The organism is Deltaproteobacteria bacterium (assembly GCA_026388545.1).
Taxonomy (GTDB): Bacteria; Desulfobacterota; Syntrophia; order Syntrophales; family UBA2185; genus JAPLJS01.
The window spans coordinates 24365-51181 of sequence record JAPLJS010000070.1 but is presented as its reverse complement, the minus strand read 5'-3'; the positions used below and the strand labels follow the sequence as shown (position 1 = coordinate 51181).

The window sequence follows — 26817 nt, the reverse complement described above, 5'->3', positions numbered from 1 at the left end:
CGTTAGTTATTCTTCTTTATTTCAAATCCCGAGGCGGCAAGACGTATCGCCTGCATCATTCCCTCGCCTTTATTAACGGTTTCCTGATATTCCATATCGGGGTCCGAATCAGCTACAATACCCGCTCCGACCTGGATAAAAATCTTGCCGTCTTTGACTAAAATGGTTCTGATCGTTATACAGAGATCCATATTCCCTGTATAACTGAAGTATCCCACAGCGCCACCGTAAGGACCGCGCCCGGTAGTCTCCAGTTCGTCTATGATCTCCATAGCTCTTACTTTCGGCGCCCCGGACAGCGTGCCGGCGGGAAAGGTAGCCGCGAGGAGGTCAAAGCAATCCTTTCCCTTTGATAATTGCGCCTGGATATTTGAGACAAGATGCATAACATGTGAATACCTCTCCACTACCATGAGTTGATTGACCTGAACACTGCCGATCTGTGCTATTCTTCCGAGATCATTCCTTCCCAGATCAACCAGCATGACATGTTCCGCCCTCTCTTTGGGATCTTCAAGAAGCTCATCGGCAAGGCGCCTGTCCTCCTGTTCGTTCTTTCCCCTTTTTCTCGTTCCCGCGATAGGTCTTAATTCCGCAATCCCCTCTTCGAGACGGACCATAACCTCCGGTGAGGATCCAATAAGGAACATATCGCTAAGCTTAAGGAAAAAGAGGTAAGGGGAGGGGTTTACATAACGAAGCGCCCGGTACAGATCAATTGGATCCAGACCGTTCTCCGTATTAAATCTTTGTGAGAGGACAACCTGGATGATATCTCCGGCAACAATGTATTCCTTAGCTTTTCTGACGATGTCCTTAAATGTTTCAGGGGACATATTGGATTGGAGAGGGGAATCGTTTTCAACCTTTCGATATCGTTCTTTTGTTTCAAGGGGGGTTCTCAGTATATCTATCATACCGTCAATTTTATTGATTGTTTCGTCGTAAACATTCTTGAGATCTTTACGGTTTTCAGTAAAGGCGCACGACACCACTTTAATTGTGTGTCTGACATTATCAAAAACAATTAGGGTATCGGTGATAATAAAGATTGAATCGTCTGTCTTCAAGTCATCGTTGATCCGGGATGGCAGTTTTTCAAAATAGCGTACCATATCATAACCGAGATATCCCACGGCCCCTCCAAAAAAACGCGGTAGCCCGTTCAGCGGAACGGGGCGATAAACGTTCAGTAAATTTTTTAGAAATTTGAGAGGATCTCCCTGGTGCTTCCGGCAGTTAACCTTACCATTTTCATGAATCAGGACATCCTCTCCTTTGACCTCGAATATGATACGGGGGTCTGATCCCAGAAAGGTGTAACGTCCCCATTTTTCGCCGCCTTCAACGCTCTCAAGGAGAAAGACGTGGGATTTTGAGCCAAGTTTCATGAGGGCTGAGACAGGCGTGTCAATATCGGCCATGATCTCTCTGTAGACGGGGATTAGGTTGCCCCGGTCTGCAAAATTTTTAAATGCGTCGAAGTCCGGATAATACATGTTTCATAGTTCCTTTTCTTTGTACTTTAGTAAAAATAAAAAAGGCCGCTGATCATCACGGCCTTTCTTGTCTCGGTAAAAAAAAGCCGTGGAGTCCTGAGGAGGTCTCCACGGCTTGTGTTTTGGTTAATGATTAGAGTTAGCGGTGGACAAACCTCATCTTTGAATTACGCCACCACCAGTTAATGATTGAATGTATCTTGTTCATTTTTTCTTTGCCTTTAAAGTTGGAAATATTTATAACAATATTCAAAGATCGTGTCAATAAAATATTTTATGAGCCCTTTGATCCTATGTTCCTTGACCTTTTTACTTTTTTCGCTGTTTCTTCGCACTCAAATACTTGGATGGAAACGAAACGAGACAAATGTAAAAAGATAAAAGCAAAAAAATACCTTTCTGAAGATGACTGCATCCGGTCATTGATTGCCGGTTAAAACATGCGATGGCCATATAGCTCGATTTTCAATCTTTGATTTTGCTCATATCTTCCTGAAATGCAGCATCCGGTCATTTTCATAGGCATGCATCCTTCCAATGCGTAATGATCGCACCCCAATTCTTGGCTCAGCATTCCCCATTTGACCGTCAAATTTTGTTTGACATACAAGATTCTCCCGCCTTATACTCCAACCGTCAAAAAAGAAATTCTTATCTATGCTAATTGTAAGAGTGATTAGTGTGATACTCATTTAATTGATGAGTTCACAACCTTGTTTCTAAAAAAATAGTTAAGGTAGTGTGATGAAAACTAATAAAACTGACTGCGGAATGATAAAAAACCCGGAAAATAAAGTAAGAACAGGTGCTGGTATCTTTGTTGATACAATAAATGAATTAGGAATCTCTTATATTTTTGGACATACTGGTGGAGCTATAATGCCAATGTATGTTGAGATGAATGAGAGGCTGAAAAGAAAAGAAAAAACACCTGAAGTGATAATGTTTCGGCATGAACAAGGAGCAGGGCATGCTGCAGAAGGTTATGCTAAAATCACTGGAAGACCTGGATTTGTCTGTGTAACATCTGGACCTGCTGCAACAAACATTGTGACACCTATTGCTGATGCACACATGGATTCAATACCTGTAATATTTGTAACAGGACAAGTGTCTTCTCCAGGGATTGGGACTGATGCATTCCAGGAAGTTCCTATTGCACTGATTGTATCACAAATAACAAAACATACAATGCTAATAAAGAAAGCTGATGAGATAGAAGGAGCATTAAGACTTGCATATGAACTAACTACAACTGGCAGAAGAGGACCTGTATTGATTGACATTTGCAGAGATGCATTGCTTGGAAATGAAACTTCTCAATATAATAAAATTCCTTTTGGTACAAAAATAAAAATACCCATCGATAACTTTGATACAAACAGCATAGATGAGATGTTATATCAATTTTCAAGTGCAAAAAGACCTATTTTATATGTTGGAGGCGGGATTAAGGTCGAAGATTCACAAGATCTTTTGAGAGAATTTGCAAAAAAATATGACACACCTGTGGGAATGACACTGATGGGGCTTGGGACAATTGAAAGGAATGATAGACTTTCTCTTGGAATGCTTGGCATACATGGGACAGTTGAAGCTCTTTATTCTGCATTAAATGCAGATTATATTCTCGCAATCGGTGCAAGGTTTGATGATAGAGTTGTTGTAAAAGGTTTTGGGAAAAAAGCTAAAATAATCGCTCATGTTGATATTGATGCTTCGGAAATAGATAAAATAAGAAAAGTTGATTATTCTATAAATACATCTGCAAAAAGATTCTTAGAATACGCTCTTAGACATGGACCAGAAAGGATTGAATCATTAAAAGATTGGCATGATGAAATAATTGAGTGGAGAAAATTAAATCCAAAACTTGATGATGATAAGGATGAGATTATTCCGCAAAAATTCATTAAAGAATTATCTGACCTAACCTCTGGTGGTGCTGTTGTTGCTACAGGTGTTGGACAGCATCAGATGTGGACTGCGCAATATTATAATTTCAAGAATCCAAAAGATTTTATAACTTCTGGAGGACTTGGGACAATGGGTTGTGGATTACCTGCTGCAATTGGTGCATATTATGCTAATAAGGATAAAGCAATATTACTTGTTGACGGTGATGGAAGTTTCCAGATGAACATTCAAGAGCTTGCAACAATTGCCTCAAACAGGATACCTGTAAAGATGTTTGTCATAAACAATGGGTTATGGGGCTTACCTATGCAATGGCATGAGATGTTTGACAGAGGTCATCTATTTGAATGCTGCCTTTATAGAAACATAGACTGTCCTGTAGAATGTTCATCATTTAAAGACTGCATAAAGCGAAACCATAATCCTGACCTTGTTGGACTAAAGGATGTATATCATGGAATAAAGACAAACAGAATATCCAGATCTGAAGAAATAACTCCTGCAATAAAAGAAGCATTATCTCATAAAGGTCCTTATATTTTAGATGTTGAAATAAAAAGAGAGTCTTACATACTTCCAATCATCCCTCCTGGAAAAGGGATTGAAGACATGATATTAGAAAGAAAAACATAAAATTATCATTAGGAAAGATAAAAAATAATCCTTATCATTTCTCGAATAAAACATTTAAACATTTGAGCATCCCGAATCGATCGGTAATCAAGAAATTCACCTTGATTTTTATCGATTGAGCGTATCGAAGAAAGAGCACGGACAAGTTACTGTTAATAATATTAAGATCTCACCAAAGGGCCTTCCCAAAATCCTGAAATTGATCGATCCACAGGCATACATAAAACTGCGCAAAATTTTTAATTGTTTCAATCCTGCTCAATACAAATGGAAATAGAAATGAGATAAGCAATGAATATTATTCTCGAAGATGAAGGGATGCATTATGAAGGGTATTGCATCAGACCGCCCAGTGAGGCCGACAGCATCCTTTTGCAGGTCACATTGGGCTGCTCACATAACAAATGCACATTTTGCGGTTCTTATCCGGACAAGCGCTTCAAGATCAAGGATGACAGGATTATTCTCAGCGACATCCTTTTTGCAGCTCGACATATGCAGCACGAGGATCGCCTGTTTTTGATGGATGGCGATGCCCTGATTATTCCCCAACAGAGGTTGGTCTGGATACTGGAACACATCAAAGAGCACCTACCACGGGTCAAACGGGTTGGGGCCTATGCAAACGTCAAAAGCATCAAATTGAAATCCCTGGAAGAACTGAAGCTCTTGCGCCAAAATAACCTCGGCATTCTGTATTTAGGCGTCGAGACTGGCGATGATGAAATCAGAAATGCGATCCATAAAGGTTCTGCTGCTGCGACATGCATCGAAATGGGACGCAGGGTTAAGGAGGCTGGCATCCAGTTGTCGGCCACGGTTCTTTTAGGTATTGGTGGTCGTGAGAAATCACTTCGTCATGCCCGCGCGACGGGCGAGTTGTTAAGCGCCATGGACCCCGATTTTGTCGGGGCTTTGACGGTGATGCTCATTCCAGGGACACCCCTTTACCGTGATTGTGAAAACGGGATGTTCGAACTACCCGATGAAGCGGGATTGCTCAGGGAATTGAGGGAAATGATCTCCTGTACGGATTTGACCAGAGGATATTTTTTCTCGAACCATGCCTCCAATTACCTGCCAGTTAAGGCAAAGCTACCGAGTGGCAAGCAAAGAGCTTTGGATTTGATAGATGCGGCTTTGCGGGGAGAAATTGGCCTCAAGCCCGAATGGATGCGTGCATTGTGACGATCTACCTTTGTAAAAAAGTTATCGCGGAAAAATATTAGGAGATTTGGGAAAACAGGTCCCATGAACTTGCTATGGGTTACCTTGTCCCTGTTTTAGGCGCCAGAAAGATAAAAACTCGGGACTTTCAAATACAAATCGTGACAATCTTTCAATCGGCGGATTTACTGAATGCCACCTGAAATATGCAAGGTATCAGCTGTTCGATTATCCCTTAAGCGAAAAGATTCCTACTTCCTGAAGTCCTCCATTTTCAAAATTCGATTAACATGCGAGACTTCTAATAAGTAATGAATACATCATTGCCGATCCCGATCACACCTGAAACGACTATATCCAGTTATGAAACCTAATGGGGCGTGCGGGACATGTCCATTCGAATTATGTCTGAAAGGTCCCTTGCGACTAGCCAAAAATAAAAATGAAATCTGCTGTCTCAAAAAAACAGATGCATAGGTTCCCCCTTTTACAAAATCATCAAAACTTAATGCCATATGTGTTTTTATTTCATGTTGTCAACAAATAGAAATGTCCTATTTTGTAGCACATGATATGTCCACTTTTACAATGTTCAAGGAAAGGGGCGGAAGGCGTAGCCTGGAGCCCCTTTCCTTCGATTTTGGCGAGCGGCGGACTTACGCTGCCTTTTCTTTTTTCTTTGTTTTCAGCTTTCCATTTTCATCATAATCAGCCAGTTTCCGTGGACCATGAAAAATGGCCAGGGAACCGTCTGTGTAGCGATGGACTTTAACTCTAACCCTGACGTAATGACAACGATACCTATCAGGCGGAATCTGTAAAATTATCCCGTCAAAGCTGACACAATTATCGGGACTAACAGTCCGTTCATGATGCTCACAAAGCGTATCCTCGATATGAGTTCCCACCCAAGGAACAAAAGCCGAACCTTCCTCCAATGGTTTTTGTTTGAACTCTTTGTTAAATGCAGGTTGATATACCTTTCTCAGGTAATGGTTGGCAGCGTCTATGGTTGTGATGTTATGGGCGGCAAGCTCTTTGGGAAGTCTGCCTTGATGTGTGCGGAACATTCTTTCGCTCCGGCCTCTTGCTTCTGGAGAATATGCGGGGATCATCTCAATGCCTAACTGTTGCATGGCCCGACCGAACTGGGTGAGTTGGGTTTTGCTGACCTTGCCTCCTTCTTTCGGCGTAAACCAGTAGTGACTGCCTCTATCCGTATAAAGTGAACTGAATAACCCCTTTTTAAGAATCACATCCTGTACGCCCTGAAAGCTGCTGGCCGTTCCCTCTTCATGAACAAAAAACATACTGTAATGTTCATTTGTTGCATCATCCATCGTCACGATCAAATCCCACTTCTTGCCCAAAACCCATTCATGGTCACTCCCGTCTTGATGCAACATCATCCCTGGCAAGGGGTTACGATCTCTTCTCTTGCGATGAGAACCTTTCTTTTTTAACTTCAAAACCAATCCCTGGCGCTGAAGCGTATTCTTGACCCAAGTGTAACTCCGCACTCCCCCTTCTCTTGAATACCAGGAGTAAAAATGCTTCACATTCCAGCCTCTATAACTGCTCTTGTATCGCTCACCTAACGCCATGACCTCATCTACCGGCGCACGTCGATGTGAGGCCTGATTAAGCCGTTTATCGTCCAGACCCGAAAGCCCGTTTTCTTCATAGCGACCAATCTGACGCCGAAATGTCCGGCTGCATACCCCCAATATCTCTGCTGCTTCCTCCTGGCTTAATCTCCCTTTTTGCCATCCTCCATATGCCTCTTCAAATCGCATCCTCCGGATCTCCTGTAGCATCTCTGTCCGCTTCATCAGTTACCTCCTATCGGGTAACTTATTAACCGGACAGTTTATGTGCTACAGACCGGACATATTATTTGCTTCCTACAATGTTGTTTTTATTTCATTGACATACAAGGCTGTTTTCCCTATACTTTCTTCCAATAAAGGAAATTCTTATCTGTTCTTATCTAGTTAAACGGGCTTTTGCTTCGGTGCCCATTTCTACGGTACAAAGGCACTGACCTCCGAAGCTGGCAAATCGTCGATGATAGGGGATCAAATTGCTCAAGGTGATTAATCTATATTAACGGGGTAATGACGCTATGTATATTACTAATCTGAAACTAAAGAATTGGCGTAACTTCCACGAAGCTGAGATCCATCTTACCCAGACATCTTATGTTATAGGACCGAACGCCTCCGGAAAATCAAACCTCCTTGACGTGTTTCGGTTCCTCCGCGACGTGTGCAAACCGGCTGGCGGGGGACTTCAGAAGGCCGTGAAAGACCGGGGTGGGATTAAGAAACTCCGTTGTCTTCATGCTCGGCGTGACCCCGAGGTGAAAATCGAGGTCTTTTTTGGTGAGCGAGTTGATGATCGATCCAACTCCTGGCGGTATGTGCTCGGCTTCAAATCGGAAGGCAAGGGTGCTCAGCGCCTGCTTGTTTCCTGCGAGGAGGTTTGGCGTGCCAAAAAGTGTATCATCAAACGCCCGCTTCCCGATGACCAGAAGGACGATCGGTTGCTCACGGAAACTTACCTGGAACAGACGAGGGCCAGTGCCGATTTCCGAGAGATTGTGGACTACTTCAGCAGCATTACCTACCTTCATCTGGTGCCCCAACTACTCAAGTATGGAGACAAGATTGGTGGGAACCCTCTTGAGGACGATCCCTTCGGTCAGGGATTCTTGGAGCGGATAGCCAAGTGCCAGGTGAGGATACGCGAAGCAAGACTGAAGAAGATTAATGTGGCCCTGTCAGCTGCAGTTCCTCAGTTCAAAGAATTGCATTTCAAGAAAGATGAAGTGACAGGAAAACCGCACCTCGAAGCCCTTTATGAGCATCACCGCCCCAAAGCTGGGTGGCAGAGGGAAGATCAGTTCTCCGACGGAACACTTCGGTTCCTAGGCATCCTCTGGTCTCTCCTTGAAGGCAATTCATTGCTTCTCATTGAGGAACCGGAAATGTCTCTGCATCAGGCCGTGGTGGAGCAGCTTCCAGCCCTGATAGAGCGCATTCAGCGCGCTAGCAAGCAGCGACGGCAGATTATTATAAGTTCCCACAGTGAGGCCCTGCTCAGCAACAAAGGTATCGACTCCCGCAGTGTCGTAGTCCTTGAGGCGACTCGTGAAGGTACGATTGCCCGTTCCCCAAACAATGAAGAAAAAAAGGGCCTTGATGCAGGTCTTTCGGTTGCAGAGGTCGTGTTACCGCAGACACGCCCTAAAAAGATAGAGCAGTTGGGACAGATGAGGCTTTGGGAATGACGGGCGTTTACATTGCCACAGAAGACGCCTTAAGCGAGGCCGTAGCAGATCGTCTTATCGAGGAAGAAAACCGGGGCATTTACGTTGCGGTGCATCTGGGCCGGAAGGGCAACGACTATCTCAAGAGAGAACTCCGGCAATTCAAAAAGATAGCCCGCTATATTCCTGTCTTGCTTCTCACGGACCTCGATCGTATCGAATGCCCGACTGCTTTGATCGACGATTGGCGTGGAAGAATGGTTTTGCCGGAGACGATGCTTTTTCGGGTCTCGGTGCGTGAGACTGAGGCGTGGCTATTGGCCGATCGAGAAGGGTTCGCTCAGTTTTCCGGCGTGCCTCTAATTCGAATACCCAATCACCCGGAATCGCTTGTCGATCCAAAGGAAGCACTTCTCAACCTCGTCCGGCGCTACGGCAGGAGATCCGTAAAAGCCGATATTCTTCCTGCGCGGGGCTCTACTGCAAGGATAGGGCTCGCCTATAACCAGGCATTATGCGGATTCGTTCAGGAGTCATGGTCGCTCGAAAGAGCAGCGCAGGCAGCCGATAGCCTCGACCGCGCACGACGCCGTCTCCATGAACTGCGTCTCCGTCTGGAACACCATCAATAGGGCTCGATGTGAAAGAAAGATAATGATATTATAAATGCGATACATAGACCATGAACGATTCTACCCTTTAATCTTCATTTCGTTCATATAGTTTGACCTCACACTTCGTAGGTGGCATCAAGTTCCGGCGAATTTCAATATTTACTTATCATGCCCTCTCAATTTCAAATACAAAGCGATAAAAGTAATTTTTTTGGAGGTTAATTTTTCCGAAGTCCGGGGGTATTGTTGCCTTACTGAAAGAAATAGGCCGCATTCTTTCTATTTTTCGTAGATTTCAAAAGATAATCGTGATACGAGTGCCCTATATTTGATAAACAGTTGGATCGGTCCCATCCATTGTAAAATGTAGGAGGGAAATATGGACTGGCTGAAACTTACCCCGTTTCTTAAAAAGAGCGGGGTTTTTTATTGCTCATTAAGAGGTTGCAGAGGGTCTTATGCCGATCCATATGAGACGCCGTTATAAAAACAATATACCGACGCAAGAGTACGATATAAAATTATTTATGAGCGATGAGATATCTTTCCCGCTGGCGTCTTATACGGCAAATAGTGTTGTGTTTGGGTTTTTATACGGATACATATAAACATTGTTGGGCGTCAGGAGCGAGGGACCACACGTGAAGATCATCGCCATCATCTGTAACGCGCTCCTGTTCTTGATCATTCTTTACTTAATTACTTCTAAGCAGAAGGAGGACAAAATGAGAATAGGCACAACGGTGTCAGCATTGGCTGTTGTCATCTGCATCGCATTGTTTGGTCAGTCTGCGGTTGCAGATGTAACGATTCAATACAACGATTACAGCGGATCTCCAACCATAGGGCGTGGCAGCGGGACTTCAACGGATCCAAGTAATCCGGGTTACGGTGCCATGCGGATATTCATAGAGAAGGTTATCGATTACACCGATGAACACGGGCCGGATGCATTACCCGTCGGACAGAAGGTCGTTTTCCAGCGAAACCAGAGTACCAGGCGCGCGGTGAATGCCCTCAGGGCCGGAGTGCAATTTGCAAACGCAAATGCCCAACCGCAGCCGGCCGTGTCAGATCCCAACTGGGGCTTTATTTTCAATTCGGTGCCCTTGGGGATCAATTTCCGGCAGACGCTTGGATTTCTCTACGATGCGAAGCTCGATGGATTTGGGGGGAACGGCATCGAATTGGCACAAGCGATACTGGATAACCGAGGGGGAACTCAAATCGTCTTCCCCGTCGTGGGAAGCACCATGCAGGGCTCGGGTTATTTCCCAAAACCCATTGGCAAGCCGGACTGCAACGCCGGAGACACGGATTGTCAAAACCAGGGCAGTGGGATCGGCCTGGCTGGTCTTTGCACGTCGGGCTGGAGAATTCGCTATTTGGCTCCGCCGCAGGATATCGTGGACCGTGCATGTGACCTATTGGTGAAAAGAGGTGTCATTCCCTCCAAGACTCTCAAGTTCTATCCGCCTGTAGGAGGCCAGTCTGTCCTGTTGCCCATGCAACGAGCAACTATTCAAGGCTTCGAATATGTCACGCCGTTTGATGACCTTGTCGATTTCTTTCCAGTAAAGGATGCGACTCCCGCCAATCCTCGTGGTAACCCCGATACGGGCAATCTGAATTGCGGTCCCGTGCTTGCTTTCCCTATTCCGTCCGGTACCAAAGAGAACTGCTCGCAAAATATCGGCCAGACTGGCGCGCGATATGCCCATCATCCCTCTTGGCATCAACCGTTCCTGTTATCATGGATGCACATTGATAAGACCGCCTGGAACAGCTTGAACGCCGCCCAAAGAGCGGCTGTACTAAGAGCAGCCAAAGACTCCGTGATCGGGTCCTACAATGCTACCGAGTCGGTTCAGTGCAAAAAGCTGAAAGCCATGCTTGATTTCAATAAAGGCATTAACCAGCGAAACATCGACGGCACTCTGCGATTGATTGCCGGTAAACCTGTCAGTGCAGAAATCACTATCGCCAGGTGGCCGGAAGATGCATTAAAGGTTCTTCTCGAAGCCAGAGATGATTATTTGGCATCTCTCGAAGGACCTGATAATCAGAACCAAAAGACTGACGCGCAGAAAGACTTTTCCACCATACTGAAAGCGGTCAAACAATATGCCGCAAGTATAGGTGCCACCACCTTTGATCCGGGCAGATTTCCTGCAAAAACAGGCCTAGTCAAAGGCGAGGATTGCAACCTGGTGAAAGACTAACAATCGGAGGGGCCACGTTCGATCTATTGCTCATAGCATTGCGATCGCCCGACATGAGCGGCATGCCGTGGTTTGCCGCTGACGAAATAGTGCCTGATGAGCGAGATCTCCGACCCGCACTGCTCACGCAAGCTGTGCTTGACACCTGGTATCAACGGCGCGGATTCGTCATGCATCGGAACAGTCTATGCGTCGTGGAGTTCTGGTACGCGCGTGCGCCCTGCGACGCCCAACCACCCGTTTCAGCAGATGCGCCGCTGAACGGGAGGAGTTGCACCTTTCCTTCGTTAATCTGCGATACCGTCAGTCATGACAAGTTATTGATAAAGTAGATGATATAAGGTCTGGCGTATGCCATATTTTCATTAACCGCCCTCACTCAGTTCAAATACAAAGCGAGAGGTAACTGATCGGGCCAGCTTATTGAATCCGGTTTGAAAGCGCGTATATGCAAGAAAGCCTATTTTTCTTCCCTGGAACGTACAGGCTCCTTCCTGAAGTCAGTGAAACGTCAACCTTGACGAGAATACAAGATTTCAGAAGGCAATCAATGATATGATAGTCGCAGCGGTTATGATACAAGTGTCAGGGGCAGTTGCCCCGATTAATTCATTAGACCGACCAAATACTCACCAAGTGCATTGGAGTAAAAAGTGATACTTAGTGCCTCTGAAATAGCGATAATTGGTGTTGGTAGCACTATTGTGGGTACCCTTCTTGGTGCTTGGATTGGTTACAGATTATCTCTTTCCCTGGCTCAAGTAACTGCAAGACGTGGAGCTGCCATGAAACTAAGAGAAGCATTCAAAGACGAAATTTTAGCCGTCAATCCAGCTCAGCATGCTTTGGAGATTGAACTTCCGGTTTTTTTAGAAAATGCATTTGATAAACACAGGGCAGCTGTCTTTGATTTTGATTCTTTCTTGAAGCCCACAGAAAGAACTGATTTCTATGCCGCTTGGTACCGATACTATTGCCATTCAGATGATTGCAATGAAAATGGTATCCCGTATTTCGGACAATATTCTTGTCGTGGACTAACAATAGAGAAAGAACACGAAATGAAAAAACGAGTTCGGGATCGAATAGAAAAAATATTGGATTTTGCAAAATATCAATAAAAACCCAACTCAGCCAACTAACCCAGCCTCCCTGCCATTTTTGTAAGGAAGTATCAATTATGAAACAACCTAAATCTCTTGTAAAGCAAATGACCCCCGAAGAAATTGAACTTGAGAAAAAGCGCGCCGAGTTATCAATACTGGAAGATGAACTGACCATCAAGGAATTGGACCTGACCACATTACAGGTGGCGCTGGAAGACCTGCGCCGCCGCTACCTTCGCATCGTAGGTGTAAAGCTCGCGAAGCTCGATGATATTGAGGCACAGATCGCAGAGATTCTTGCCCGTCTTGAACCGGAGAACGAAGAAGTCAGGAAAGAGGCCGAACGTAGCCGCACTCAGGCTCAGGAATCTGCAAATACAACAGAATCAATCGCCACGGAGGAATACGAAACAGAACCGTTTAAACCATCGGAGGATCTGAAACAGCTATACCGTGATCTGGCCAAGAAGGTACATCCCGACCTCGCACCGGACGAACAGGCACGTGAGCGACGACATAGATTTATGCAGGAGATCAACAAGGCATATGCAGAAAGGAACGAGGAACGTCTACGATCCCTTCTGAATGAGTGGGAGAGCAGTCCCGATTCCGTGTCTGGTGAAGGAACAGGTGCAGAGTTGATCAGAATCATTCGCCAGCTTGCCCTTGTTCGTGCTCGTATTGAGGCGATTGGCAAGGAAATGGAAACCTTGAAAGAGACGGAACTTTACAGCTTGAAATTGAGAGTAGATGAAGCCCAGGATGCGGGCAGGGAACTCCTCTCAGAGATGGCGCACGAAGTAGACGCACAGATCGTGGGTGCCGATGCCAGACTGAGAGAAATGATCAAGCGCGTGGAGAAAGATGAACAAAGAAAAACGAAGCAGAACGATAGCAAAAAGGGTATTCATTAATGACTGAAACGGAACAAAAAGGACTGATTCTCCGGGAAAGATATGAGCTGACTGTACCAGAGCGTGCATTGATAGAACGCGGGCTTTTACTTGCGGAATCCCTTGGTAAAAAGGAATACCTCTGCCCGATTCTCAACGCCAAGTTTGTCCTGATCTCTGCCGGGACTTTCATGATGGGATCGCCTGAAGACGAACCGAAGAGATTATCTAACGAGACACTTCACCAGGTAACGATCAGCAAACCTTTCTACATGCAGACGACGGAGGTGACCCAGGGGCAGTGGAAGAAGGTGATGGGGAACAATCCGTCATATTCAGGAGATGATAACTTGCCTGTGGAGAAGGTATCTTGGAACGATGTCCAGAAATTCATTCGGAAGCTCAATAAGATGGAGGGGACGAACAAATACCGCCTGCCCACAGAAGCTCAGTGGGAATATGCTTACCGGGCGGGAAGTACAACGGTGTATTTTTTCGGGAATGATCCCGACCGTCTTGATGAATATGCTTGGTATGGAAATAATTCAGGAGCGAAAACACAACCTGTAGAACAGAAGAAGCCCAACGCCTGGGGTTTATATGATATGCAAGGCAATGTAATGGAGTGGTGTCAAGACTGGTTCGATGCTTATCCATCGCATAGCGTTACTGATCCTTGTGGACCGCCGAAGGGCGCGTACCGCGTCCATCGCGGCGGCTGCTGGGGCAGCTACGCCAGTCACTGCCGCGCGGCGTCTCGCAGCCTCAGCGCCCCGGACGACAGGTTCAGAAGCGGGTTCCGCCTTCTCAGGTCAGCGGATCATGATAGGTATGAACCCGATCGGAGAGAGAACCTGGAAGCGGAGCAGAGCAAGTCGACAAAAAAAAAGAAACAGATTGCCAAGTCAAAGCACCAGTTCATCGCTAAAGTTAGGGAAACCCTTCGGGATGGAGATTTCATTGCCTACAATAACGGGACGGTTCTGGATATGCGGACAAACCTGATGTGGGCGGCAGGGGACAACGGGGCGGATATTAATTGGCGCGGTGCTAAAAAATATTGCGAGAACTATCGCGGGGGCGGTTATTCAGACTGGCGGATGCCGACGCAGGACGAACTGGTGGGGATATATGATGAAATTAAGGAAAATACACATGGTGCTTGCGTGACGGATTTGATAGAGATTACTAAATGGTTTGTATGGGCATCAGAAACAGATGATTCCGACGCCGCCATCTTCGGTTTCAGCGTTGGCCTTCGGTTCTGGCTTCACCAGTCGATCGCCTACTCCGGCCGGGCTCTCCCGGTGCGTTCTGGCAAATAGGTCATTTGGTTCTTTTATCATTTTCTTTTTCCGGGTACAGGGCGGAGCCCTTCGCTTGACATAGATATTTTTTTAATATTTCATAGAATGAGAATAAAAATAAATGTTAGGTACAGCAAATGAATAAAACGGACGACCGCAAAGTAAAATATGGAATTACCATAGCTGCCCTGCTGATCGCGCTTGCACATCTCATATGGCCTACCCTTACCATAGATGCAATAACTCTAACTCTCTTTTTCATCGCTCTAATCCCTTGGCTTTCGCCACTTTTTAAATCACTTAAATTTCCTGGTGGATTGGAGATTCAGTTTCAAGACTTCAAAGAGAAGATGGAGACAATTATTGCCAAAGAAACGGAACCTGCAGATGAGGCAACAGGAGCGACGTTTAGCATAAATGCGTTCTCGGTAAACGATGAAGCTACCCGATTGGTAATGAAAGCTTTAGGTAATCCAAACTATACATGGCGATACTCGGCTGGCCTAACGAAAGAAACAAAGCTGCCGTTAAAGGAAATTCTCGCATCTATTGCTTGGCTTCTGGAAAATAAGCTCGTTACTGAATCAACAATAAGAGGCCAACGACAATGGGCTCTGTCTCAGGAAGGCCGGGATCTTCTCAGTAGCATCTTGAGAGCAGACGATACCTTAAAGGCCTCCTAAACGAGTGGGTGTAGCCAATCGCCAATAAACCCGGCCCACGGTGAACTCCGCGTTATCCTCACTTTCAATCGCGAATCCTCAATCCTAGGCGTTTCCTATTCTCCACGCTTTGTAGGTGAAGACAGCGATTCCGGCGGATGCCGATCTTGAAAATATTTAATGGGACTTTTTTTATTGACATCTTCCTGAAAGTCATACCATTTGTTTTGTCGATTCATTTTGGTAGATGCTATGTCTCGAAAATCAATGATTATGTTTGGAATAGTTATAGGCTCCATGGCAGGAGGGTATGTGCCCACGCTCCTGGGAGCTGATACATTTTCCGTTGCGTCATTGCTTGGAAGCACTATCGGTGGAATACTTGGCATATGGTTAGCATACAAGCTTCCATGGTAGGAGGTGGTGTCAAGTTCCGGCGCATGTCATTTTTACTTATCACCTCCTCTCAATTTCAAATACAAGTCGCAGGTCGTTTTGTCAGAGCAGCCCGTTGAATGCGAGATGAAACATGCTACTCCTTTACAGCTTATTCCCCGCACATGCAGCCTAGTTTTAGGATGCCCAACAATCTACGACTAATTGTGTCAGCAACTTATGCCGATTCCGTATAAAGCATGTCCGTTTATCAATATGCCGAATTATTAATTAATTTAGCACGATTTTCAGAGAATTATTTAATTCATATCGCTTGACATAGATATTTGTTTGGTATTTCATGAAATAAGCATAAAAATAACTGTTGGGAGGAATGAGAAATGTGGACAATCATCATAAGCAATCTGATGACGGGTTTCATCCCCTTCAGTATATTTGTATGGTCCACCTTCATGCCACATGCTGGCGGATATACTTATCTTACGATCTATATCGCTTTCCAGTCATACCTGTTTTTCATTGATTCCAACAAACCAAGTCCTGATCCAGAAATATGGTCACCTGACGAAATTGAAATACTTCGGAAGTACCACCTTGCTCTGAGATTTCCTTTCGGATCGAAAGATATGTCCTGCCATCTAAACCGTTTCCGATGGATTGGACTCCTGCTTCTTACACCCCTTGTTCTCTGGAATCAAATGTGGATTGCCGCAGCGATTCTCATAGCAAGTTTCTTCATCAGTGGCTCAATCTCTGTCCGACTTGATCCGCTTTTCTTTCTTGGCGATGCTGTCAACCGAGGCAAATTGCAGTTTGCCTCTGAACTCGAGTTATTGAATAGGGTTTCTGAAAGATTAGGAGAGCGAATGAAATAAGGAATAAACGCCCAACAATAAAATCCAGCGGTCGGCCTACAGCTGCTGCTGATCAGCACGTTATGTTTTAATGTAGGTAATAACGGTTTATGATATTTGCAAGATATTTGGTATCAAAAAGGTTATGCAATGTTTGACAAAAATTTGGTATGTCACTATACCAGCAAGGACAAAGCAATATCTATTTTATATGACAAGCGGATTAATTTCAGTCCCCTTTTATCTTGTGATGACCCGCGAGAATCTAAACAGTGGAATTTTGGTTTTATTGGGGCTGAACAGATGTTTTGTTTAAAAAATTTTAGAGAAGCTCTTTATGTTTTTGATAATTATATTAAAAATAATTCTATGATACTTTGTTTTTGCGGATGGAATAATGAAGAGATCAATTTCGGAAAAAATGCAATTCCTCATTATAGGCAAGATTATTACCGTGTGGGCTGGTCAAGGTCAAGGATGTGGTCACAATATGGGGTGAAACATACTGGTGTTTGTTTAGTTTTCGATAGAAAACAACTGGAAGAACAGTTTAAGTCCACATTTGAACCGAATAAGAAATTTACTGGAAGAGTAGAGTATCAGTATCATTTGGAAAGTTTTGTTAAAGCAAGGAAAATTAGTTGCAGAAATATAATCGGACATGGTGTTGATAAAGCATTGGAGATGCAAATAGATAAGTATTTCCATGAATATTTCTTCTTGAAATTAATGGACTACCTTGAAGAGCATGAATATAGATTAGTTGTAATAGCAAATGACGGTGATTCCATAGGATTACCCATTGAATCCTCTCTAAAAGGTGTTATTGTGGGCATTAATTTTCCTAAAGAAGAATATGAACATATCGACGCGTTGGCACAAAACTGCAACAGTGCTGTGAAAAGGTATTTCCTATCATGGCAGGAAGGACGACCTCAGCTTAAGAACCTATGTGAATTAATGAAATGAAAGATATTCAAACTGACATATATGCTATATATTAAAAGCATTAACATAACATACGCCTAGATGCAGACGGGCTAAAAACCATGGCCACTGATCAGGCGCGGCGTTCGTCCCAAAAGAGGAGTCTGAAGAAGGATACAAGATGAAAACGATAATCGCGTATGTCTTGGTGGTGCCTCTCGCGCAGTTCTTTTTAACCGCAGGACTTTGGCTTGGTGCGCTTCCGATCGCGTTTCTTCTTGTATGGGCACCCATTTCATTGCGAACAAAGATCGCGGGTTTTTGTAGCGGCATTGCTGGTGTCACAGTTGCTGTATCGTGCGGCTATGGCATCTTCCGTTTCGTGATCGGTCCCGGATCATTCACAATTGGCGCATTCCATTTTTCCTTTGATCGCTCCTGCGCATTACCGAACGAAATCTGCTACAAAAACTCATTTCCCCAAATTAACGACTTCAATAAATAGTCAATAACCTCTCAATAAAATCAGGGTATGGATAAAGCAGGTGAAGTGAAGAATTATAATATGTTCTAAACCAGTGTCTTATTTGTGTGTCAAGAGATAATAACCTGCCGTTATTTGCTCGTTGCTTTTTATCAGAACACTTTGTAGAGTCTCAATCCGGATATCCACAGAAGCATGGATGATATTATGTCTTGAAGGTCTGCGCTCCATTTGCGCCATGGCTGTTTTTCATAACATAGGGGAGTGAAAGTATATGATCGCTGATATTATAATGATCAAAAAGTTAGTTCTGCCGCTGGTTTTTATTGCTGGTGGATTTCTCATTGGGATCATATTTGAAAAAATCATCCTCAGAAAAATTAAAAAAATAACTCAAAAAACAAAATGGGAAGGCGATGATATAGTTATTAAGGCGCTTCACGGAACGACTACGCTCCTGTTTCTTGCGGCCGGTATTTACTGGGCGTTGGAGGTTTCGGAGATTAGCCCGCAAATGTTAAATCTTCTTCATAAAGTTATCTTGGTCATTGTTATTTTTTCCATTACAGTAATTTTGTCCAGGATCGCCGTAGGTTTTGTCAATCTCTACAGCGGGAAGGCCGGCGGGGCTTTCCTTGCCACTTCAATGTTTACGAACCTGACAAGCGTCCTGGTTTATATCATCGGTATTCTCATCATTCTTCAGTCTTTAGGAATTTCTATTACACCGATACTTACCGCACTGGGAGTCGGGGGTTTGGCCGTCGCCCTTGCTCTTCAGGACACTCTTTCCAATTTATTTGCCGGCATTCATGTCATTGCTTCCGGGCAAATAAAGCCGGGGCATTATTTAAAGCTGAGCAGTAGCGAAGAGGGTTATGTTACTGATATTACATGGCGATATACTACCATTCGCGCTTTGCAAAATAACACAATCATTGTTCCCAACTCTAAATTGGCGACGGCAATTGTTACAAACTATAACATGCCGGATGAAGAAATATCGACGTCTGTGGAAGTGGGCGTGAGCTATGATAGTGACCTTGAGAAGGTTGAAAGAGTAACGATTGAGGTGGCCAGAGAAATCATGAGAGAAGCTGAAGGGGGTGTCCCGAGCTTTGAACCCTCGGTTCGCTACTTCAGATTCGGAGATTCAAGCATTAACTTTAATGTCTCTCTGCGTGTAAAAGAGTTTGTTGATCAGTATGCAATCAGGCATGAACTCATAAAGAGACTGCACAAACGTTACAGAATAGAGGGGATTGATATTCCCTATCCCGTCAGAACAATTTACATGAAGGACAAAGTTTGACGGTTTCGTAAAAAGTCAAAAATTCTATGGAAGCATCTTTCTTGACAGATGTTATTTAGTCTATTAAAGTCTCATTGTTTCAAATCTATATAAGGAGACGTCTTATGGCCGACGTTCTATTTCGAAAAGTTGACGGTCCACAGGGTCAATACCCATCGCATCTATCTTCATTGTTAAATGAATTAAAAAATCCTTTCAAAAGAGGGGATTCTGTAGGAATAAAACTTCACTGGGGTGAGAGAGGTAATCGCAGCTTTTTATCTCCGGTATATGCTAAAGAAATTGCACAGTGGCTCATTAATCAGGGTGCAAAACCGTATGTATTCGATACTACGGCACTCTATTCGGGAGGTCGTCGCACGGGAAGCGATTCATTAAAAACTGCGGAAGAACATGGCTATACAGCAAAATATCTCGAATGCCCGATTGTAATCGCCGACGGTTTGGATGGTCGAGACGTTATGGATATACCCGCCGATTTCAAGCATTTCAAAACAGTTCAAGTTGCTTCTGTTGTTGAAAATACTGATGGATTCGTTATTTTTTCTCATTTCAAAGGGCATATGGCAGCCTTTTTCGGTGGCGCCATTAAAAATATTTCCATGGGTTTTGCGTCCCGCGCGCAGAAACAGCGCATGCATTCGGACGCACGCCCATCGATCAAAAAGGACAAATGTACACGCTGCGCCTTATGCGTTGAGGTTTGCCCGACAGGTGCGGCGCAGTTTGCCGATGATGGTTATCCCACGTATAACCTTGAAACATGTATTGGCTGTGCGCAATGTATTGCCCTCTGCCCGGAAATGGCCCTGAGGATTTTGTGGAATACGGACGATACTGTTTTTCAGGAGAAATTGATCGAGACGGCAGCGGCAGTATGGAAGCGCATTAAAGACAGAACAGTGGTGATAAATGCACTTCTCAACATAACCGTAGAGTGTGATTGTTTGCCGGGAGATAATCCTCAAATGTTCAATGATTTAGGTTTTATTGGCGGATACAATCCGGTAGCGGTTGACGCAGAATCTCTGAAGCTTATCGGCAGTGAACCATTCGAAAAAGCTCATCCAAATATTCCCTGGCAAAGACAATTTGAATACGCGAGGGAAACGGGTTTTTATACTAACGCCACGTGAAAAATTCCCATGATTGAATACAAAAACGAACTTAACCATGAACAACTTTGTGTTGTGATGGAGGATAGCGGCCCCATTCTTGTCATTGCCGGCGCCGGCAGCGGTAAGACGCGTACACTGACCTACCGGGTAGCACGGTTAATAGAGTCGGGGATTAATCCCGAAAGGATTCTGCTGGCAACCTTCACCAACAAAGCTGCACGAACAATGCTTTCCCGAGTGAAGGCTCTGACAGATGTAAATATCAACTATATGTGGGGCGGGACGTTTCATCATATTGCTCATCGTATTCTCAGAGCAGATTCACATCACCTGGGCTATGAACGGAACTTTTCCATTTTAGACAGCGAAGATTCAAAGCAATTGATCAATACATGTATCTCCGAGATAGGGATAAACACCAAAACTGATAAGTTTCCAAGAGCGGATGTACTAAGAGACGTCATCAGTTATTCTTTTAATACAGAATCTCCGCTCGAAGAAGGTGTAAAATGGAAATACCCATATTTCTATAATTGTCTTGAAGGAATAATGCGGGTAGCAACCCATTACCAGATCCGAAAAAAGACATTAAACGTAATGGATTTTGATGATCTTCTCATCAACTGTAAAAACCTTCTTATGGATTTTCCCGATATATTAATGAAATATGCGGAGAAGTTTTCCAATATCCTTGTTGATGAATATCAGGATACAAATAGTGTTCAGGCAAAAATAGTGGATCTTTTGGCCTCAAACCACGGAAACCTTATGGCAGTCGGAGATGATTCACAGAGTATATATGCTTTCAGAGGCGCCAATTTTGCAAATATAATCATGTTTCCGGAGAAATATCCCAAGTGTAAGGTTTTCAAGCTTGAGACTAACTACCGCAGCACACCGGAAATCTTACATCTTGCAAATATGAGTATCGTCAATAATGATAAACAGTATCAAAAAACTCTCAGGTCGGTGAGAAAAACAGGTATACGGCCAATTCTCATACCGGCAAGAGACGTTCTACAGCAGGCCAATTTTGTTGCGCAGAGGATGCTTGAGTTGATACGGGAAGGTATACCCGTAAATGAAATCGCTGTCCTGTATCGAGCTCATTATCATTCCATGGAACTTCAAATGGAAATGGTGCGCAGAGGAATCCCTTTTGAAATCCGTTCCGGCATCCGTTTTTTTGAACAGGCCCATATTAAGGATGTAACAGCCTATATGAGGATTGCCCTGAATCCTTTTGATGAACTTGCGTGGAAGAGGGTACTCGGACTTTATAGTAAGATCGGAAAAGTGACGGCTGAAAAATTATGGAAGTTTCTACTTTCGCAGAAAAGCCCCCTCGAAGCCGCGCTGAGTGATGATTTTCTGAAGAGTGTAACGAAAGCGGCCAGGCAGGGTCTCATACAGTGCCGGCATACACTGGGAAAGCTTATAAATTCTTTGCCTGACGCAAGTCCATCGAGGATTATAGAAATTGTTCTGGAGAGCGGTTACCGTGATTATTTACAGGAACGATATACCGACGCTGCATCAAGGGAAGATGACCTTGATCAACTTTCACATTTTTCTACGCGCTTTTATTCTTTAGATGATTTTTTAAGTGAACTGTCACTGATGACGAATATGGACGAAACAAATGAAACTGAACTGGATGACATAAATGGAGACAAGGTCATCCTCAGTACAATCCATCAGGCCAAAGGGCTCGAATGGTCGGTCGTATTGATGATATGGTGTGCAGACGGAATGATGCCGCTGGCGCGCGCCCTGAAAGACCCGGGTGGTGAGGAGGAGGAACGAAGGCTCTTTTATGTTGCGACAACCAGGGCAAAAGATCAGCTTTATCTCTGCTACCCTTTAATGAGTTATGCAAGGGGGATGGGTAATGTAAACCACATCCCCTCCAGATTTATCAGGGAACTGTCCCCGTCATCACAATATACGAAATCCTGTCCATATGATCACTGGATTGTCGACGAAGACAGAAGTTATTAAACCCAGCGGTCTGATTTTGCTTTCGTCTCATATTCTTCTCTGAGGGCTATTTGAGTAGCTTCCGCAATGTCTTCGACCCTTTTTACCCAGTCTTCAAACTTTATATCCACACCGAAGATGCCGACCATTTCGTCATTATCATCAACAATAGGAGTAGACACAGTAATACAAAGCGCCCCCGTCATCTTTGATATATAAAAATTGGTCACATGCATCTTTCCTGTCTGCAGCGGTTTGATAAACCACTCTCTATCTGACTGATCCGTTCCCACACCGTAGTTTTCGTATTTTGCCCTGTCCGCAATATTGGTTATGTTCTTTGTTGTCTTTTTACCATTCATATCAACAACATAGGCAAACTGGATAGAAGGATTTTCTTCAATGGTCTGCTGCATAATCGGTTCCTGAAGTTCCGGTTTCATTGTCTTCATCACGGGGTGGTCGATCACCTGCTTGACGACATTCAATGCGGCCTGAGTCGCCATGTACTTGATTTTATCCAGATCGGACATGAAGAGTTCCGGGAGATATTTGCGAACCATTCTTTCAAGTTCTTCGGGGGATATACCGGTTACCCTGCCGGATTCGTATTGTTCCATAACCCATTTGTGGATTTTTGAAACACCGGGGTGCCTTTTATCAATTATGTTTTCACCTTTTGAACTCAGACGTGTATTAATCCAGTGAGCAATACCGGCTTTTCCTGATTTATCGGTAATCATGGTCACGATGGGTCTCTTCAATATCTTGGTTGTATCGAAGATATTATAAATCTCTTCGTTTTTTATCAGACCATCAGCGTGAATACCGGCCCTTGTTATATTGAATTCAGAACCGACAAAGGGATAATTGGCAGGAATTTTTGTAACTATTTCATTTTCAAAATAATCGGCGATATCGGTAATAATAGTAGTATCGATTCCATTGTTCGTACCTTTTAGTCCTATATACTCGATGATAAGACCCTCTATGGGGGAATTTCCCGTCCGCTCTCCCAGTCCCAGCAATGTTCCGTTTGCTCCACTGCACCCATAAAGCCAGGCCGTCGTAGCATTAATCAGCGCCTTGTGAAAATCGTTATGGCCGTGCCATTCAAGAAGATGACCGGGAACACCTCCCTCATCGATAAAAGCCCTGATTAACTTATCGACACTGCGAGGCAGTGATGCACCCGGATAGGTCACGCCGTAACCCATAGTATCACAAAGCCTGATTTTGATATCGATTCCGCTTTCTTCACGCAGCTTCATGAGTTCACTGGCAAAGGGGATGCAAAATCCATAGATCTCTGCCCGTGTAATATCTTCGAAGTGACACCGGGGGATAATGCCTTCATCAAGAATGGCTTTTACAATATCCATGTATTCATTGAATATTTTCTTTCTGGTCGTATTCATTTTGAGAAAAATATGGTAATCAGAAACAGATGTTAATATGCCTGTTTCCTTCAATCCTGTTTCCTTTACCAGTTTGATATCGTCTTTTTGGGCCCGTATCCAGCCGGTAATTTCGGGGTATTTTATGCCTAGTTCAAGACATTTCGTCACCGCTTCCCTGTCTTTTTTGCTGTAGAGGAAGAATTCTGACTGTCTGATGACGCCATTTACACCGCCTAACCTGCCCATCAGGGCATAGAGATCAACAATCTGCTTGACTGTATACGGTGGCCGTGCCTGTTGCCCATCCCTGAATGTTGTATCTGTGATAAATATATCTTCAGCCGGGTTAATTGGGATGATTTTGTGGTCGAAGTCAATCCTGCTTACCTCATCATAGGGAAAAACACTCTTCTGTAAATTTGGCTCCTCCACATCCTGAATATTTAATTGCCAAAATTTGGAATGTTCGTGTTCCAGAACTCTTCTTTCTTTATTCCATCGTGCCATAGTATAAACTCCAATTGTATTCTTAAACAAAAAAAGAGGGCACCCTGAAACCAGCTGTGCCCTCTTTAGGGATATGCTGCGGGTTTCAGTCTACCGGTAAATTTGCCTGCTTTGGGGGTGAATAGGGCTTAGTTGCACCTGCCTTTTTTCTCAGCATTTTAATCTTTTCCAACGTGTACCCCTTTCTCGGGATATTGAGCTTTTGTCCCGGATAGATCAGATTAGGATCCTTGATCTTGTCTTTGTTGGCCTCGTAAATAATGGACCACATTAAAGAATCATTGTACACGTCTTTATATTTGGCTGTCCACCATAAACAATCACCCTTTTTCACAATATACTGTGTTCGTAAGGCTACATCCTTCTTTGCCGGTTTTTTAGCGACTGCCTCCTCCTTTTTTTCAACAACTGCCTATTTCTCAACTATCTCCTGCTTCACAATTACCAAAGGCTGCCCTTCCTGTTTTTTTTCAGCCTGGGCTTGTACCTCAATCACTGGCTTTACTTCTGCGGCAGTGACTTCCTGTTTCTGTTCAACTACCGCCGTTTTTGACGGTTGTTTCGCACATCCTGAAAAAATAAAAATAAGACCCATAATGATGAATGTATTTATGAAGGCGCCAAACCATCGGTAATGTGACATACAATTTTCCTCCTCACGTATTTTAGAAATACCCCTCACTCGATAAAAGTCGCAAATATTCCTTTTTCTATGACTTTAAAGTAATAATATGAGTCTTGTTTGTCAATAGAAAATTACAGATAAGTATCAGACAACTTTCAGGGAGAGTTCCATCAGTTGCTCTATGCTTACCTCCGATGGCGCATCGGTAAGAAGGCATGTCGCCTTCTGTGTTTTTGGAAATGCAATAACGTCTCTAATGGAATCGACACCGGCCATTATCATAATGAGCCTGTCAAAGCCGATAGCGAGACCTCCGTGTGGGGGAGTACCGTACTCAAGGGCATCAAGGAGAAATCCAAACTTCATCCTTGATTCCTGCTCTGTAAGCCCCAGAGTTTTAAAAATCATGGATTGGATAGTCTGGCGATGGATACGGATGCTCCCTCCGCCTATCTCAGTTCCGTTGAGAACAAGATCGTAAGCCCTGGCTCTGACTTTGCCGGGATCAGTTGCAAGTAATGGAATATCTGCTAAAACAGGAGATGTGAAAGGATGATGCATGGATACATATCTTTTTTCGGCATCGCTATATTCGAAGAGAGGAAATTCATTTACCCATGTAAACGAAAATTGCTCCGGTTTAATCAAGTTTAACTTTTTTGCCAGGTGCATTCTGAGATTACCCAGGGCATCGTGAACAACCGAAGGAGAGTCAGCCAGAAAAACGATAACATCTCCATCACTTGATTCCATTTTCCTGTTAATCTGTTCAACTTCGGAATGCTTAAGAAACTTGAAGATGGGCGAAGTCCATCCGTCAGGATTTATCCTGGCCCATGCAAGGCCTTTGGCGCCATAATCACTGACGTAATCGGTAAGACCGTCGAGGTCCTTCCGAGTGAGGCGTTTTCCGTCTTCAATTTTAATGGCTTTCACTATTCCTCCACTGCTTGCAACTTCCTGAAACACCTTAAAATTGGAGTTTCTGACAATATCCGTAAGATCTCTCAATTCAAGGGTGAAGCGGACATCAGGGTTGTCCTTACCGTACCGTTCAATAGCATTCGAATAGGATATCCTGGGAAATGGGGTCTTCAATTCTATGTTAAGACAGGTTCCGAATAAATGAACGATGAGACCTTCAATAATTCGATAAATATCTTCTTCGGTAATAAATGACATTTCAACGTCAATCTGCGTAAACTCAGGCTGGCGATCTGCCCTCAGGTCCTCATCCCGGAAACATTTGACAATCTGATAGTATTTGTCAAAGCCCGATACCATCAATAACTGCTTGAACAGCTGTGGTGACTGGGGGAGGGCATAGAACATCCCCTGATTAATCCGGCTCGGAACGAGATAATCACGTGCACCTTCAGGTGTACTTTTTGTTAGAAAGGGTGTTTCAACTTCAATGAATCCTTCCTTTTGAAAATATTGCCGGGTTTGCGCTGCGACATTGCTTCTGAGAATAAGGTTTTTCTGTATTACCGGCCGTCTCAGATCGAGGTATCGGTACTTCAGACGTACGTTCTCGGAGACCTCCACATTCTCATTCAGTACAAAAGGTGGCGTCTTTGATTCATTAAGAATTTCGAACGTATTAACCAAAATTTCAATATCACCGCTTTTTAAGTGAGGATTTTCCATTCCTTCAGGTCTTCTTTGAACCTTGCCGCTTACGGCAAGAACAAATTCGCTTCTGATTTTATGAGCTTCAGTGTGGCAATCAGGATTAGTGTCGGGATTAAATACGATCTGGGCAAGTCCTTCACGATCCCGCAGGTCAACAAAGATAACACCCCCATGATCCCGTCTCCGGTGTACCCATCCCATCAGGATTACATCTTCACCAACATTGGATGCAGCAATATCTCCGCAATAATGTGTTCTTTTCTTCACTGTTAAAAATTCAGACAAGAT

At 44.0% G+C, this 26817-nt stretch carries 21 protein-coding genes; 15 read left to right on the top strand and 6 right to left on the bottom strand.

Annotated elements, in window-relative coordinates; genetic code table 11:
- Positions 1–2 precede the first annotated feature (2 nt).
- Positions 3–1499, bottom strand: a complete 1497-nt coding sequence (gene trpE / locus NTW12_07940) for an anthranilate synthase component I (GenBank protein MCX5846273.1) — start codon at positions 1497–1499, stop codon at positions 3–5.
- A gap of 744 nt (positions 1500–2243) precedes the next feature.
- Between trpE and ilvB the strand changes: the two genes are divergently transcribed.
- Both ilvB and NTW12_07930 read left to right on the top strand, forming a co-directional pair.
- The gene (gene ilvB / locus NTW12_07935) at positions 2244–4049 is read left to right on the top strand and encodes a biosynthetic-type acetolactate synthase large subunit (GenBank protein MCX5846272.1); all 1806 of its coding nucleotides are present in this window, start codon (positions 2244–2246) and stop codon (positions 4047–4049) included.
- 291 nt (positions 4050–4340) lie between these two features.
- Positions 4341–5237: a radical SAM protein gene (locus NTW12_07930; GenBank protein ID MCX5846271.1), complete on the top strand. Its 897-nt coding sequence runs from the start codon at positions 4341–4343 to the stop codon at positions 5235–5237.
- A 635-nt stretch (positions 5238–5872) separates the two neighbouring features.
- Here NTW12_07930 and NTW12_07925 read toward each other — a convergent pair.
- Complete coding sequence (locus NTW12_07925; GenBank protein MCX5846270.1) at positions 5873–7048, bottom strand: ISNCY family transposase; 1176 nt, start codon at positions 7046–7048, stop codon at positions 5873–5875.
- A gap of 293 nt (positions 7049–7341) precedes the next feature.
- Between NTW12_07925 and NTW12_07920 the strand changes: the two genes are divergently transcribed.
- The 13 genes from NTW12_07920 (at position 7342) to NTW12_07860 (ending at position 22383) form a co-directional block, all read left to right on the top strand.
- Positions 7342–8508, top strand: a complete 1167-nt coding sequence (locus NTW12_07920; protein MCX5846269.1) for an AAA family ATPase — start codon at positions 7342–7344, stop codon at positions 8506–8508.
- Positions 8505–9119 carry a DUF4276 family protein gene (locus tag NTW12_07915; GenBank protein MCX5846268.1) on the top strand — a complete coding sequence of 205 codons (615 nt, stop codon included), beginning with the start codon at positions 8505–8507 and terminating at the stop codon, positions 9117–9119. The genes NTW12_07920 and NTW12_07915 overlap by 4 nt, the downstream gene beginning before the upstream one ends.
- Positions 9120–9742: 623 nt before the next feature.
- Positions 9743–11323: a hypothetical protein gene (locus NTW12_07910; GenBank protein ID MCX5846267.1), complete on the top strand. Its 1581-nt coding sequence runs from the start codon at positions 9743–9745 to the stop codon at positions 11321–11323.
- A gap of 653 nt (positions 11324–11976) precedes the next feature.
- Positions 11977–12444 (top strand): hypothetical protein, encoded by a 468-nt coding sequence (locus NTW12_07905; GenBank protein MCX5846266.1) that lies wholly within the window; start codon positions 11977–11979, stop codon positions 12442–12444.
- A 59-nt stretch (positions 12445–12503) separates the two neighbouring features.
- On the top strand, positions 12504–13343 hold the full coding sequence (locus NTW12_07900; protein MCX5846265.1) for a J domain-containing protein: 840 nt from the start codon (positions 12504–12506) through the stop codon (positions 13341–13343).
- Positions 13343–14647 (top strand): SUMF1/EgtB/PvdO family nonheme iron enzyme, encoded by a 1305-nt coding sequence (locus NTW12_07895; GenBank protein ID MCX5846264.1) that lies wholly within the window; start codon positions 13343–13345, stop codon positions 14645–14647. The genes NTW12_07900 and NTW12_07895 overlap by 1 nt, the downstream gene beginning before the upstream one ends.
- 119 nt (positions 14648–14766) lie before the next feature.
- A complete protein-coding gene (locus NTW12_07890) occupies positions 14767–15312 on the top strand; it encodes a hypothetical protein (protein MCX5846263.1) in 546 nt (181 codons plus the stop codon).
- A gap of 755 nt (positions 15313–16067) precedes the next feature.
- Entirely contained in the window at positions 16068–16562 is a 495-nt protein-coding gene (locus NTW12_07885) for a hypothetical protein (GenBank protein ID MCX5846262.1), read from the top strand.
- Positions 16563–16658: 96 nt separating this feature from the next.
- Positions 16659–17510, top strand: coding sequence for a DUF2971 domain-containing protein (locus tag NTW12_07880; protein ID MCX5846261.1), 852 nt, complete (start codon positions 16659–16661; stop codon positions 17508–17510).
- Between the two features lie 139 nt (positions 17511–17649).
- Positions 17650–17973, top strand: coding sequence for a hypothetical protein (locus NTW12_07875; GenBank protein ID MCX5846260.1), 324 nt, complete (start codon positions 17650–17652; stop codon positions 17971–17973).
- Between the two features lie 253 nt (positions 17974–18226).
- Positions 18227–19264, top strand: coding sequence for a mechanosensitive ion channel family protein (locus NTW12_07870; GenBank protein ID MCX5846259.1), 1038 nt, complete (start codon positions 18227–18229; stop codon positions 19262–19264).
- Positions 19265–19368: 104 nt separating this feature from the next.
- A complete protein-coding gene (locus NTW12_07865) occupies positions 19369–20400 on the top strand; it encodes a DUF362 domain-containing protein (protein MCX5846258.1) in 1032 nt (343 codons plus the stop codon).
- Between the two features lie 9 nt (positions 20401–20409).
- Positions 20410–22383, top strand: coding sequence for an ATP-dependent helicase (locus NTW12_07860; GenBank protein MCX5846257.1), 1974 nt, complete (start codon positions 20410–20412; stop codon positions 22381–22383).
- Here the strand turns inward: NTW12_07860 and NTW12_07855 are convergent.
- The 4 genes from NTW12_07855 to aspS form a co-directional block, all read right to left on the bottom strand.
- Positions 22380–24269 (bottom strand): histone-lysine N-methyltransferase, encoded by a 1890-nt coding sequence (locus NTW12_07855; protein ID MCX5846256.1) that lies wholly within the window; start codon positions 24267–24269, stop codon positions 22380–22382. The genes NTW12_07860 and NTW12_07855 overlap by 4 nt on opposite strands.
- Before the next feature lie 85 nt (positions 24270–24354).
- Positions 24355–24603, bottom strand: a complete 249-nt coding sequence (locus NTW12_07850) for a LysM peptidoglycan-binding domain-containing protein (GenBank protein MCX5846255.1) — start codon at positions 24601–24603, stop codon at positions 24355–24357.
- A gap of 78 nt (positions 24604–24681) precedes the next feature.
- Complete coding sequence (locus NTW12_07845) at positions 24682–24912, bottom strand: hypothetical protein (GenBank protein ID MCX5846254.1); 231 nt, start codon at positions 24910–24912, stop codon at positions 24682–24684.
- Between the two features lie 126 nt (positions 24913–25038).
- Entirely contained in the window at positions 25039–26814 is a 1776-nt protein-coding gene (aspS, locus tag NTW12_07840; GenBank protein ID MCX5846253.1) for an aspartate--tRNA ligase, read from the bottom strand.
- Positions 26815–26817 lie beyond the last annotated feature (3 nt).